Below are 14,008 nucleotides of genomic sequence, written 5' to 3' on the forward strand. Positions count from 1 at the left end.
GTTAAAAGCCCAAAAGGGCTTAAGATTATTGTAGAAGTTGGAGGATATTTTGTTGAACTTGGTTAGCTTGCGCCATCGCAAAACTTCCTGATTGAGCTAGGATATTTGTTTTGGAGAAGTTTGCGGATTCTTCAGCAAAGTCTGTATCGCGAATTTGAGATTCTGCAGATTTTACATTTACTTGTGTAACGGTAATATTGTTGATTGTTGAAACAAGTTGTTGTTGCACAGAACCTAAGTCCGCACGGATTCTATCTAAATGTTCTTGTGCAGATTGTGCCATATCCATAACTGCCATTGCACCCTCTAAGCTTGTAACACCAGCTCCGATACCATTTGCATTAACAGTTGCAATAGAAGCATTTGCATTTGCACCGATAGCAGAGGCGATATTGGCATCAAATTCACCTTTGACACTTCTAAGATTAACAGTGTATTGTGCATAACCAGAGCCAGCTTGGATATTGGTTGCACCAGAGTGTAATCCTACATTTGAAAAGCCAGTTCCAGAGACTAAAATATCTCTTGCGTTAAGGCGAGTGAGAGTTAAGCGACCAACAATTGCGTGTGTTGTCCCAGAAACCCCAGCAAAAGAACCACCACCAAGTATTGTAGAACCGCTTGTAACTTGGACAGAGATTGCTCTACCATCAGTGCTTGTAAGCTGCAATGCTCCAGAAATACTCAAAGATGCTTGAACGCCTGTTCTTTCTTTTTGTGCATTAATGGCTGCAATTAATCTACCATCGCTATCGCTTTTTTGGACATCATTAATATCTCCGATTTGGATTCCATTGATTACTAATCCTCTGATTGTTCCTGAGGCAATTTCAGTTCCGCCTTGACCTATAACGCTATAAGAAGCCCTTACTCCTAGAGTATCTGAATTTTTATTGATAGCTTCTGCTAAAGCACCAATTCCTGTTCCTGCAGAAGTAGAAATTTTCACAGTTTCAATAGCATAATTGTTAGTTCCATCAGTGTTTAAGAATCTCAAAGAAACTTCACCAAAACTATCTGCACCAGCACTCACTATCATTTCAGCGGCAGTTTCATAGCGGACATGCCCGATTTTGTTAGAATTGGTTGGCTGGATTGAAGCTTGGACTGTAACATTGGAGTATGCACCAATTTGGAATTCTTTGTTGGTAAAAGCACCAGATAGCATTTGTTGTCCATTGAAGCTAGTGGTGTTTGCAATATTGTCTAGTTCTTCCATTAATCTTAAAATATCATTTTGGAGCGCAGTTCTTGTGGTGGTTGTTTGTCCATCTTGTGCTGCTTGTGTTGCTTTTGTTTTGATGGTATCTAAGATTTTGATTTGCTCATCCATTGCTTTATCGGCAGTTTGAATCATACCAATGGCATCATTAGCATTTCTTGTAGCTTGACCTAAAGCGGCTGCTTGAGAACGCAAACTATCGGCAATTGCCATACCAGAAGCATCATCGGCTGCTTTGTTGATTCTCAAACCAGAGCTTAATTTCTCTAGCGATTCAGCCATATTTCTATTATTGACAAGCCCAGAAGTATGAGCATTCAACGCATTAACATTTGTGTATATCCTAAAACTCATTGTGCATCCTTTGCAAAAATTTAAATTTGAAATTTGTAAAGCAATATGTGTTCCACTTTTTGAAAACAAGAAGCATTTATTGAGGTATTTTGGATAAAAATATTTTTGTAAGTAAAGTTTTGCTAGAATCTGCCGATATTCTTTAAATGAAAAATTTTAGTTTTAGGTGTAAAAGATTTTATGGAGATACAAACTCAAGAGATTCTAACAAGATTGAAAGAAGCACAAACAAAAGAAAATATTAATGAATGTGTGCAGTTTATCCGTGCATTTGGGCAAGAATGGCAAGAAAAATTAGAAGATTCTTTGCGCCAAAAAATTGTAGGTTTGCTTAGAGATAGGATTTTGGAGATTATAGTTTCAAAGGGCGATGTTTTAGAAAAAAATATATTGTGGGCTTATGGATTATTAATCCCAAATAAGATTAGCAAAGATGAGAGGTTTTTAAAATATTTTGATTTTTGCGCGCCTTATGTGGAGGATAGCAATATTTCTTATTATGAAAAGCTTTTGTTTATAGAGTTTGCTAGTAGTGCTTTATTGCTTGCTGGAGAGAGGGAAAGGGCAGTAAAATTCTTTTTTTCAAAAATCATTTATTTGAGTTTGAGAGAAAATTATATGGTGGAGCTAGATCCTTTTGTAAGGGAGTTTTTGTATTATTATGAGATTCCTATTGAGTGGATTTTGGAGATTCAAAGGGAGGCTTTAGAATGGGAGAGATTTTCAAAATTAGATGATTTTACTAAGAAAACGATTTTTTTGTGGAATATGCATTGTTTTTGGAATGTGAAACATTATTTCAACCATCTAAAATGGAGAGAGAATTTCCCTACTTGGCTGGATTGCTTAAAGAAGCTATTGGAAGCTGGGAATCTTGATATGGCGATGTATGTGGAATTTTATATTTATCATAAGTTTGGAAATTCCGCACAAACTCAAGAGGATTGGCAAGAATACAATGATAAAGTAGTAAAGCTTGTAGAGCCTTATTATGTAGAATATGGCAAGAATCTTCCTAAATGCAAAGAGAAGGTGGGGGGCAAAAAGGGCGAGAAAATTAAAATTGCAATCATTAAAGATAGGATTGTGGAAAATTCGCCCTATAAGGTTGAATACTCATTGTGTAAGGCTTTAATGCAAAATGAAGAGTTTGCTAGCAAGTATGAAGTGGTTGTATATAGTATGAATTATATTCAAAAAAGTGAAGATGGAATTGGGACAATGCAGAGTTTCGTGCAAGTGGGAGTTCCTGTCATATGTCCTGCATATCAGCTTGTTAGGCAGCATAGCTATTATTATTCGCATTTGCAAAAGGCGTTGTTGATTCGACAATCACTACTTAATGAGGGAGTGGATATTATCATTATCACAGGGACAATCGATTGTGCAGATTTTTTGTTTGCTACAAGAAGTGCACCTAGACAGATTTATTGGAGTCATGGGAATGGAAGGTATGATATTGTAGGGATTGATGAGAGGATTAGTCATGCTGTGCCTCCAACGACACCTTATGTTTTTAAGAGTTTTTCAGTCCCTATGGATATTGAGAAATTCTACAATCCGCCAAGAGATCCAAAGCTTATAGAAGCGGAGAAAGCAAAATATCCTATAACGAAAGATACAGTGGTTTTGGGAGTGATTGGTAGGCTTGTAAAGGTTGATAGCGATGAATATTTGGAGTGCATTGCTGAAGTGATGAAGAAGCATAGCAATACAATTTTTATTGCAGCTGGAAGTGGGAATATGCCGGTAATTAGGGAGAAAGTAGAAAAGCTTGGAATCTCTGAGCGATTCTTTATGCCCGGATTTGTAGATCCACACATTTATGGGCATATTATTGATATTTTTTGCAATACTTTTCCGATGGAGCAGGGGGAGAGTATAGCGGAGTTTGCCGCAAAAGCTAGGGGGGCGTATATAACAAAAATATTATCAGTGTCAGTACGCAGAAGAGCTGTTGATGAGAATTTGTATGGAGACGATTCTGAATTATGGAATAAAGCTTGTAGGCAATTGAATATCAGTATAGAAAGTATTTATCGGGTGGCATATGATGGGATATACGATATTATGCAGCCTGAAGATATTTTGGGATATAAAAAGGCAATAGAATATTTCATTATGCAACATGGTAACATAAAGATAATCCAAATGATTAAAGAACAGATGGAAGTTTATCAGTGTTTTGAAAAATTGAGACTATATAAAAATATAAGAGATGTGATGGAACTTTTACAATGAGTTATTTTGTTTATCCAAGTGGTATTAATGGTACCAGTGTGGCTAAATTTATGAAAATATATTACAATCAAAGGGAATGCTATTGTCTTGATGATCAAAACAATGTTGATTCTTTGAATGAGAATCTTAGTAAAATTGGCAGTCAAGATATTGTTTTGGTAGCTTCAACTAGGCATTATGAAGAAATTACTAACAAACTAGAGAAGAATAATTTAAATTATATAAATGGAATTAAGTGGTGTGGCGCTTTTATTAATGGGGAAATAGATAAAATTAAACAAAAGAATAAAAAATATATAGGTATTGTTATAAGTAATCATTTTATTGAAAATCATTTTGTTGATATTGATATAGATCTTGTCAAAATTGGATATGAAATAATTTATTTTGTTTTTACTGAGGAGCTGTATAAAAAGTACAGTCAAAAAGGAATTTGTTTTTTTGCTCCGCATAGTATTTTAGAAGAAATTATTAATGTTGATTTGATGATATTAGCCAATGGAGAGTCTACTAATAGCAAAGTATTAAGTGTGGATTTGACTCATGGATATCAAGGAATGAGCATCATTCCTTTTATGAATGTAGATAATTATTTTTTACATAGAGCACTGTCTAGGTTGGATTATAAAGTTGTTGGATGTAAGAGAATACAAGAAATTGATCAACAATACTTTAACGATTTGAATGTGGATACTAAATTATTACCTTTTGGCTATTTGAAACTAGATAGTGATTATCTAAAATATAAAGATTATATAGAAAAATATCCTGTAGTATCTAATGAATATGTAATTATAGCTTTTACTTTTTGTGATGAGGTGGAAATTTATCAAACATTGATTGGAGCAATTAAACGAGCTGGAAAAAAAGTCATTATTTCTCCTCATCCTGTTTTTGCTATTGATATATTAAAAAAGATAAAGCAAAATATTCAAAAAAGGTTTTATTTGAAAGATGATTTTAATGGCAAGATGGAAATGTTTGCTTTGTCTTGTTGTCTTATTACAGATTGTTCTTCTATGGGATATACTTACCCTCTAACAACTGAAAAGCCAGTGATTATTTTTTCTAAAGATAAAGATAAATATTTTTATGCTGAAGATCATAGAAAAAATTATTTTGATAAAAGAATTCACTATTTTTGCAGCAATTCTGAGGAATTAATATCAACCATTAATGCAATAGAAACGAATGTTCAAATTTATAAAAAAGCTATCAATGATTATAGAAAAAATGAATGTTTTAATTTTAGTAATTCCAAAAAAGAATTATTAAGATGGATAAAAAATATATGTTAAAGGAATTTTTATGAGCTCAACTATAAATATTAAAATCACCTCCTCTTGTAATTATACCTGTGGCATGTGTCCATTCCATGGAGAGGGATACAGTGCAGATTATTTTCAAGAAAGACCAGAATGGAAAAGAGAAATGTCACTAGAGGAAGTAGAAGCTATTCTTATTAAAGCAAAAGAAGCAGGAATAGAAAAGATAGATTTTACTCCCAATGGAGAATTTTTTACTTATAAAAAATGGAGAGAAGTTTTAGCCTTAGTTCAAAAATATGGTATGCAATCTACTTTAACAACAAATGGTGGATTATTAAGTGAACAAGATATTAAAGACGCTATAGAATTAGGCTTATCACATGTGGCTATCAGTATTGATTCTGTTCATTATGATACTTATAAGATTGTTAGAAAACCAGCCACCAAAAAAGCTTTTGAAAATGCTATTAATGCCCCAATTCTTTTTAAACAATATTCTAATAATATTGTGGGGGGGGGGGGCATTTATGTCCAAGTTCAATTTACAGAGCAACCAGAAAATAAACAAGAAGTTAAAGATATGTTAGATTTTTATCGACCACATAAATTAGATCAGATTACGGTAAATAAAATGTTTGAGACAACAGAGCAAGGAATTATATACAAAGATGTAGCAAGAAAGATTCCAAAATACAAAGTAGGAACCTGTAAGAGTTATGGAGGAAGTTATTTGGTGCAGACTAATGGTAGTGTACTTGGTTGCTGTGGAGAATTTTATTTTTACCCTAAAATCAAGTCTAAAGTTCCCAATATATTTAAACAAAGCCTACAAGAGTGTCAAAAACAATCAGATCATCTTTATTTAAATGATATTGATTTTATCAATTATTGTAAAAATTGCTCCTTATATGCTGTAAATAATTCTGAAGTTTTAGAGAGAAAATTCATTGAATCAGGATACTTTGCTATGCAATATGCAACACAAACAAGATATTTTATCATTCCAGAATATCTTAGAAGCATTCCTCAAAACATTCTTTTATTTATGTATGAAAAAGGAATGGTGAGTGAGATTAAAGAATATGTGAGGGGAGAATTTGCAGATTAAAGCCACAAAAGTAAAAAAACTTCTTATTATCCACTTTCATAACCATATTACTCAACCAAGAGTAAGGCGTGAGTATGATTTGCTGAGGGGGGGGGGGGGTGAATTAAGAGTTAAATTTTGGTATTAATACTTAAAAAATTAATAATATTGGGAGATTGTTATGGGATTTTATAAGGAAGATTATAAACAAGTTGAGTTTTTGATTAAAAAAGGTTTTTTAAAGAAGGGGTTTGATGTTGTTGAGTGTGGCTCTCAAGATCTATTAGAAGATGAAAAGGGTAATGTTATACACGATGAAAACCATCGCAAAAGTTCTAAAATAGCTTATGAGAAATATGATTGTGGTGCTTATGAGTGTATAGACTTAGAGGGATATCATAAAGCCCATAGATTTGATTTAGGTAAGGATTTAAGTAGTGACTATGGATATACTAAGCAATTTGATTTGGTGACATGTAAGGATATAGGGCATTGGATTTTTAATCAAGAGCAACTTTTTGCTAATTTGCATAATTTATGCAAAAAAGGAGGAGTAATTATTTGGAGATCTCCTTTGGGTGGAGGTTTTGCGCAAGGATGTTATGCTTATCACCATTATAAAATTTTGCAATTAGCATTTGCAAATAATTATTTATTGCTAACTGAGGGTTGTTATATTACAGAATATTTGCATGCAACAAGTTTTGGAAGATATTCATCTTTTGATAGAAAAGAAGCGGAAATACTTAAAATGAGTAATGCTGGAGAGTTTGTTGTGGCAGTTGAAGAGTATATGGGGAGAAAAGATAGTTGGAGATATCTTCCGTTGGAAAAGGGGTTACCTTCAATAAGTCCTACTTTATTATTTATAAAACAAGAAGATCAAAAATTTAATCCCCCATTATTTTATTATGCCTCTAATGAAGAAGTGATTAAAAGAAATGCTAAAAGTGTTTTGCAGAATTGTTTTCCTGCAATATTAAAAGGGCAGATTGCTATATTTGGTGCAGCTTATGCTGGAAAGTTAGCAAAAATATTTGCTGATGAATGTGGAGTGCAGGTTGCATGTTTTATTGATGATTATAAGGGTGGAGGGGTTTATGAAGGGAAACCTATTGTTTCTGTTGAGGAGTTTTTGGAGAAATGGCAAAAACAGTGTGATTTTGTTTTGGTGGGACCTTCTCAAAAAGGAGAGATTGCTAGTAGGGTGAAGATTGCTGTTTGCCCATTATATACATATTGGTTTGTTGGGTAAAATTAAGGAAAGAAAGGAGTTAAATGCATTTTTACATTTATCCTAAAAATTGGGATGCAGAGGATGTTGTTGTAAATTTACAAAAAATACAATCTAACTTTAGCTTTAGTTTTATTGATGACGGTGATGAAAAAAATTCTTTGGAAATGAGAGCTGAAGAAATTAGAAAAAATAAAGAGAGCTTGGTCCTTATATGTTCAAAATATCGATACTTTGATTTGGCAAAGCGATTAGAAGATAAAAGAATTGAAAATTATGTAAATGGATTAAAGTTTTGTGCAAAGCGGATTAATGATTATTATTTGGAGTTTTTGAAAAATAGATATCAGACGCAGTATAGTGTTGGGTTACTCGTTACTCAATTACCGCATTCTGATCACATTGCTTCCATAATAGAAGAGTTGCAAAAGCGGAATATTCCAATAGTATTTTTTGTTACAAGTGCGGAGACTTATAAAAAATATCAAATAAAATTTAAAGAAAGTTCGGTCATTATAGCAAGATGTGATTTAATGGCAGAGATTAGCTTTGTAACATTAATACACGCAATGACTCATTATGTTAAAGTTCATTCTAATGTTATTTCTATATTGAATCCTCAAGGATTGCTTGATCCTATCCAGAACTATTTTTATTTTTCTAGAGAAGAAGCGGATTGTTTGGTTGGTTCAAGAGTGGGATTTGATTATATTTTTTGCCATACTGCAAAGATGTATAAATTTTATAAGGAACGGTTGGGTAATTTAATACATTCATCAAAATTAGTACCGGTTGGTTATCCAAGTTTAGATGCATATATACAATCTTATGAGAATGTTGATAAAATCAAAGAGGAGACCTCTAGTAGGCAAACAGTTATTGTTGCTTTTACAGTAATAAAAATAGAACAAGGTAAGGATATATGCGGGTTGGATATAGCCACTTTAAAAGAAATTATTAGCAAACTGCTTAAAGAGTACCAAGTTGTTTTTCGCCCACATCCAGAAGCGGAAAAAAAAGTTTTTATGTTGGAGATTGTAGAACATTTTAAAGAACATGAGCATTTTATTTATGATGTGGCTCCTCGTTTGTCTAATCAGATAATGCAAAAGGCATTAACAATTATTGGAAACCAAACTTCATTGTTGCAGACATTTCCCTTTGCTACTTTAAAGCCAGCTATTATTTTTATAAAAGATAAAGAAATATTTAATAGGCTTTGTATAGATAAGAGTTATCTTGTAGATGATATTGCACATATTTTAGTTCATAATGTAGAGGATATGATGGAAGCCCTTTGCAATATCCAAAAGAATCTATCCTTATCGCTATATCAGCAAATTAAAAAGCAGAGAGAGAGAGAGATTTTTCATATTGGAGAGTCAAGTAAGGCTATTGTTGATTTTTTTGAAAGTATCATACATCAAAAGAAAAAAGATGATGAAAGCTTTTAAGGTTTTTTAGATGTGTGGTATTTTAGGTTATATTGCTAGAGAGAATATCAGAGATACTCAAGAAAAATTCATTAATTCTTTGGGAATGCTATCTCATCGTGGTCCAGATTTTCAGGATTTTATACAATATGAAAATATTTTATTAGGGCATACGCGTTTGGCAATTTTAGATTTAGATTCAAGATCTAATCAACCTATGGACTTTAGGGATAAATACACTCTAGTTTTTAATGGCGAAATTTATAATTATAAAGAGTTAAAAGAGGAGTTGTATTTACAAGGATATAGGTTTCATACTCAAGGTGATGCTGAAGTTTTGCTCTGTGCATATGATTTTTGGGGTGAGAGATGTGTAGAGTATTTTAATGGAATGTGGGCGTTTGCACTTCTGGATAAAGAAAGAAACATTATTTTTTGCAGTCGAGATAGATTTGGTGAGAAGCCATTTTTTTATTTTCAAGATGAAGATAGATTTATTTTTGCTTCAGAGATTAAGGCAATTTTACCATTTCTTAAAAGTGTAAAAGCCAATATCTCTGCCATGATCCCTTTTATTGTGAGGGGTAATGTGGATTGCTGTGATAATGAGACTTTTTTTAAGGGAGTCTATCGTCTAAACCCGGCAGAAAACATGGTGATTTCTTTTAAAACTTTGGAGATTAGAAAGACATACTATTATCATTTGGGGGCTATTGCTCCAAAGGCAGAAAATCCTTATAAAAATGTCAGAATGTTATTGGAAGATTCGGTGCGGCTTAGACTGAGAAGTGATGTAAGGATAGGTGGTTGTTTGAGCGGAGGGCTTGATAGCTCGTGTTTGAATGCACTAATTGCAAAGTTTCATCCTAATAAAAAGGATTATATTGCCATTCATGCTAAATCTTCTTTGCAAGAGAGCGATGAAAGTTGGTATGCAGAAGAGGTTGCAAAATATTTGGGAATTGAATTATGTGTGATAGAACCCACAGAAGATGAGTTTTTGGATTCTTTGGAAAAAGTTATGCAGACACAAGATGAACCTTTTGGTAGCACTTCTATATATATGCAGTATTTTGTCATGCAAAAAGCAAGAGAGCTTGGTATTAAAGTTATGTTTGATGGGCAGGGTGCTGATGAGGTTTTCTTGGGCTATGAAGGGTATTTAAAAAATATTTATAAATATTTTAATGATAAGGGAGAAGAAAAAAATTTTTTTGAGAATTTAAAGATGTTTCGGTATTCTAAAGAAGGTATTTTAGATGGTTTTTGTGGAATAAATGACTATAATATAATGTTTGAGAGGATTCAAAAAAGCAACATAAAGAATAAATATCTTAAAAAAGAAGAAATAAAGCAGATTTTTCACTATGAGACATTTTTAGGATTTAATGTTAAAGAGATAAAGAGTAATAATTTGCAAGCTTTGTTGCGTTATGAAGATAGAGATTCTATGGCTTTTGGCGTAGAGACGCGATTGCCTTATTTGGATTATCGTTTGGTGGATTTTGTATTGTCTTTACCGGTAGAAATTAAATTTCAACAAGGTTATTTGAAGTATCTCTTGCGTAAGTCATGTGAGGATTTGTTGCCAAAACAAATTGTGTGGCGTTACAATAAAATGGGTTTTGAATCCCCTCAAAAAGAGTGGCTGAAAGCATTTAAGAGCGAAATGTTGATGGCTATCAATCATTCTCGAATCTTAAAAGAAATTTTTGATAAAATAGAGATACGAGAGGATAATTTTATGTGGAGATTGTATAATATTGCAAAATGGGAAGAAATTTATAGGGTTGAAATATGAAAAAAATCTGTATAGTATGCGAGGCAAATCCGGCTAAAAATCCTAGACCAAGGAGATTGATTGAAATTCTAAAGGGTAAATATCGGCTTACTGCTATTGGACTAGAAGCTACAGAGATTGATGGGGTGGAAGTTTTGTCTTATCCTTATGCCAAAAAAAGAAATGCTAAAGAAGAACAAGAATTAGAAAATAATGTAGTAAAAAAGGATTATATGAAGCTTGTTCGAATTCCTAATCGCCTTGTGATTGAAAAATATTTACAGGAAAGAGAATTTGATATTATTTTTTGTCATGATTTATTGCTTCTTCCTTTTGTAGTGGAAAATAAAAAAGAGGCAAAAATTATTTTTGATGCGAGAGAGTATTATCCAAGGGAGTTAGAGGACAATGAAAGATGGAAAAGGCTTTTTGCGGGTTTTAATGATTACCTCTGCAAAACCTATCTCAAACAAGTCGATTATATGTATAGCGTGAGTGAAGGAATTGCAAAAGAATATGAAAAAAACTATGGCGTAAAATGTGATGTAATTATTTCAGCAGCCAAATACTATGCCCCCCCCCCCCACTTATTTGTCACGAACCCATCAAACTTATCTATCATGGAATGGCTTCAAAAGAAAGAGGGATTGAAAAAATGATAGAGATAATGGAATACTTAGATTCAAGATTTACTTTAGATTTAATGCTAGTTAAAACTGCAGATGAAGAATATTATAAAAACCTAGAGTCTCAAGTCTCTCAAGTAAAAAACACAAGAATTATCCCTATTGTACCTTTTGAAGAAATTATCCCCTTTACTTCTCAATATGATATAGGATTTTATATTTTGCAACCTACCAATTTCAATGGATATAATGCACTCCCCAACAAATTCTTTGAATTTATCCAAGCAAGATTAGCAATAGCAATAGGACCAAGCCCAGAAATGGCAAAATTAGTCCAACAATATCATCTAGGAATCATATCCAAAGACTTTACTCCAAAATCCATGGCAGAATCTCTTAATAAACTAACCAAAGAAGAAATCTTACAATACAAAGAAAACTCCAATAAAGCAGCAAAGATTCTGAATGCACAAAACGAAGGAGAAAAACTTTTGAAGATTGTTGAGGAAGTTTTATAAAACTATTATAAATAAGGAAAGAATATGAAACCAATCATTAATATGCAAATCACCTCCTCTTGTAATTATACCTGTGGCATGTGTCCATTCCATGGAGAGGGATACAGTGCAGATTATTTTCAAGAAAGACCAGAATGGAAAAGAGAAATGTCACTAGAGGAAGTAGAAGCTATTCTTATTAAAGCAAAAGAAGCAGGAATAGAAAAGATAGATTTTACTCCCAATGGAGAATTTTTTACTTATAAAAAATGGAGAGAAGTTTTAGCCTTAGTTCAAAAATATGGTATGCAATCTACTTTAACAACAAATGGTGGATTATTAAGTGAACAAGATATTAAAGACGCTATAGAATTAGGCTTATCACATGTGGCTATCAGTATTGATTCTGTTCATTATGATACTTATAAGATTGTTAGAAAACCAGCCACCAAAAAAGCTTTTGAAAATGCTATTAATGCCCCAATTCTTTTTAAACAATATTCTAATAATATTGTGGGGGGGGGGGGCATTTATGTCCAAGTTCAATTTACAGAGCAACCAGAAAATAAACAAGAAGTTAAAGATATGTTAGATTTTTATCGACCACATAAATTAGATCAGATTACGGTAAATAAAATGTTTGAGACAACAGAGCAAGGAATTATATACAAAGATGTAGCAAGAAAGATTCCAAAATACAAAGTAGGAACCTGTAAGAGTTATGGAGGAAGTTATTTGGTGCAGACTAATGGTAGTGTACTTGGTTGCTGTGGAGAATTTTATTTTTACCCTAAAATCAAGTCTAAAGTTCCCAATATATTTAAACAAAGCCTACAAGAGTGTCAAAAACAATCAGATCATCTTTATTTAAATGATATTGATTTTATCAATTATTGTAAAAATTGCTCCTTATATGCTGTAAATAATTCTGAAGTTTTAGAGAGAAAATTCATTGAATCAGGATACTTTGCTATGCAATATGCAACACAAACAAGATATTTTATCATTCCAGAATATCTTAGAAGCATTCCTCAAAACATTCTTTTATTTATGTATGAAAAAGGAATGGTGAGTGAGATTAAAGAATATGTGAGGGGAGAATTTGCAGATTAAAGCCACAAAAGTAAAAAAACTTCTTATTATCCACTTTCATAACCATATTACTCAACCAAGAGTAAGGCGTGAGTATGATTTGCTAAAAGGCGGATATAAGCTTTTTGGAATGGGTTATGTAGATTGCCAAAGAGAAGGGGTGGAATTTATTGTTATTAAGAAGCCAAAATGGAACTGGAAGATGAAAATTATTCAAAGATTTTGGCTGTTATTGAGGCAATATGAGAGAGTATATTGGAATCTCCCACAAATAAAAGAGGCAGAAGAGAAGCTAAAAGATTATGAATTTGATATTATTTTAGCACATAATGAAGAGACGATACCATTGGTTTTGAAATACAAAAAAAATGCTAAGATAATTTTAAATATGCATGAATATGCTCCTAGGGAATTTGAAAATTTTTTTTGGTGGAAATTTTATTTTGCTTCTTACAAGCATTACCTCTGCAAAACCTATCTCAAACAAGTCGATTATATGTATAGCGTGAGTGAAGGAATTGCAAAAGAATATGAAAAAAACTATGGCGTAAAATGTGATGTAATTATTTCAGCAGCCAAATACTATGCCCCCCCCCCCCACTTATTTGTCACGAACCCATCAAACTTATCTATCATGGAATGGCTTCAAAAGAAAGAGGGATTGAAAAAATGATAGAGATAATGGAATACTTAGATTCAAGATTTACTTTAGATTTAATGCTAGTTAAAACTGCAGATGAAGAATATTATAAAAACCTAGAGTCTCAAGTCTCTCAAGTAAAAAACACAAGAATTATCCCTATTGTACCTTTTGAAGAAATTATCCCCTTTACTTCTCAATATGATATAGGATTTTATATTTTGCAACCTACCAATTTCAATGGATATAATGCACTCCCCAACAAATTCTTTGAATTTATCCAAGCAAGATTAGCAATAGCAATAGGACCAAGCCCAGAAATGGCAAAATTAGTCCAACAATATCATCTAGGAATCATATCCAAAGACTTTACTCCAAAATCCATGGCAGAATCTCTTAATAAACTAACCAAAGAAGAAATCTTACAATACAAAGAAAACTCCAATAAAGCAGCAAAGATTCTGAATGCACAAAACGAAGGAGAAAAACTTTTGAAGATTGTTGAGGAAGTTTTAGGGTGAGTGGGGTATAATT

12 protein-coding genes are annotated in these 14,008 nt (G+C 32.5%); 11 read left to right on the forward strand and 1 reads right to left on the reverse strand.

What is annotated here, in order from left to right; genetic code table 11:
• Nucleotides 1–25: 25 nt before the first annotated feature.
• The gene (locus EL247_RS02505; RefSeq protein WP_104745939.1) at nucleotides 26–1,576 is read right to left on the reverse strand and encodes a flagellin B; all 1,551 of its coding nucleotides are present in this window, start codon (nucleotides 1,574–1,576) and stop codon (nucleotides 26–28) included.
• A gap of 180 nt (nucleotides 1,577–1,756) precedes the next feature.
• On the opposite strand from EL247_RS02505, the gene EL247_RS02510 reads away from it, so the two are divergent.
• From EL247_RS02510 to EL247_RS02560, 11 genes are all read left to right on the forward strand, one after another.
• The gene (locus EL247_RS02510) at nucleotides 1,757–3,817 is read left to right on the forward strand and encodes a glycosyltransferase family protein (protein ID WP_232019774.1); all 2,061 of its coding nucleotides are present in this window, start codon (nucleotides 1,757–1,759) and stop codon (nucleotides 3,815–3,817) included.
• The gene (locus EL247_RS02515) at nucleotides 3,814–5,115 is read left to right on the forward strand and encodes a CDP-glycerol glycerophosphotransferase family protein (RefSeq protein ID WP_060663119.1); all 1,302 of its coding nucleotides are present in this window, start codon (nucleotides 3,814–3,816) and stop codon (nucleotides 5,113–5,115) included. The genes EL247_RS02510 and EL247_RS02515 overlap by 4 nt, the downstream gene beginning before the upstream one ends.
• A gap of 10 nt (nucleotides 5,116–5,125) precedes the next feature.
• The gene (locus EL247_RS02520; RefSeq protein WP_126441945.1) at nucleotides 5,126–6,193 is read left to right on the forward strand and encodes a radical SAM protein; all 1,068 of its coding nucleotides are present in this window, start codon (nucleotides 5,126–5,128) and stop codon (nucleotides 6,191–6,193) included.
• A 160-nt stretch (nucleotides 6,194–6,353) separates the two neighbouring features.
• Nucleotides 6,354–7,427: a methyltransferase domain-containing protein gene (locus EL247_RS02525; RefSeq protein ID WP_060663122.1), complete on the forward strand. Its 1,074-nt coding sequence runs from the start codon at nucleotides 6,354–6,356 to the stop codon at nucleotides 7,425–7,427.
• Between the two features lie 23 nt (nucleotides 7,428–7,450).
• Complete coding sequence (locus EL247_RS02530) at nucleotides 7,451–8,860, forward strand: hypothetical protein (RefSeq protein WP_104745958.1); 1,410 nt, start codon at nucleotides 7,451–7,453, stop codon at nucleotides 8,858–8,860.
• A gap of 10 nt (nucleotides 8,861–8,870) precedes the next feature.
• Nucleotides 8,871–10,640 (forward strand): asparagine synthase (glutamine-hydrolyzing), encoded by a 1,770-nt coding sequence (asnB, locus tag EL247_RS02535; RefSeq protein WP_104745959.1) that lies wholly within the window; start codon nucleotides 8,871–8,873, stop codon nucleotides 10,638–10,640.
• Nucleotides 10,637–11,278, forward strand: a complete 642-nt coding sequence (locus EL247_RS02540; protein WP_126441946.1) for a glycosyltransferase family protein — start codon at nucleotides 10,637–10,639, stop codon at nucleotides 11,276–11,278. Before asnB ends, EL247_RS02540 begins: the two co-directional genes overlap by 4 nt.
• Nucleotides 11,275–11,763 (forward strand): glycosyltransferase family protein, encoded by a 489-nt coding sequence (locus EL247_RS02545; protein WP_115057008.1) that lies wholly within the window; start codon nucleotides 11,275–11,277, stop codon nucleotides 11,761–11,763. The genes EL247_RS02540 and EL247_RS02545 overlap by 4 nt, the downstream gene beginning before the upstream one ends.
• Nucleotides 11,764–11,787: 24 nt before the next feature.
• Nucleotides 11,788–12,855: a radical SAM protein gene (locus EL247_RS02550; RefSeq protein ID WP_126441947.1), complete on the forward strand. Its 1,068-nt coding sequence runs from the start codon at nucleotides 11,788–11,790 to the stop codon at nucleotides 12,853–12,855.
• Nucleotides 12,845–13,507, forward strand: a complete 663-nt coding sequence (locus EL247_RS02555; RefSeq protein WP_126441948.1) for a glycosyltransferase family 4 protein — start codon at nucleotides 12,845–12,847, stop codon at nucleotides 13,505–13,507. The genes EL247_RS02550 and EL247_RS02555 overlap by 11 nt, the downstream gene beginning before the upstream one ends.
• The gene (locus EL247_RS02560; RefSeq protein WP_126441949.1) at nucleotides 13,504–13,995 is read left to right on the forward strand and encodes a glycosyltransferase family protein; all 492 of its coding nucleotides are present in this window, start codon (nucleotides 13,504–13,506) and stop codon (nucleotides 13,993–13,995) included. Before EL247_RS02555 ends, EL247_RS02560 begins: the two co-directional genes overlap by 4 nt.
• Nucleotides 13,996–14,008 lie beyond the last annotated feature (13 nt).

The organism is Helicobacter pullorum, from assembly GCF_900638355.1.
Taxonomy (GTDB): domain Bacteria; phylum Campylobacterota; class Campylobacteria; order Campylobacterales; family Helicobacteraceae; genus Helicobacter_D; species Helicobacter_D pullorum.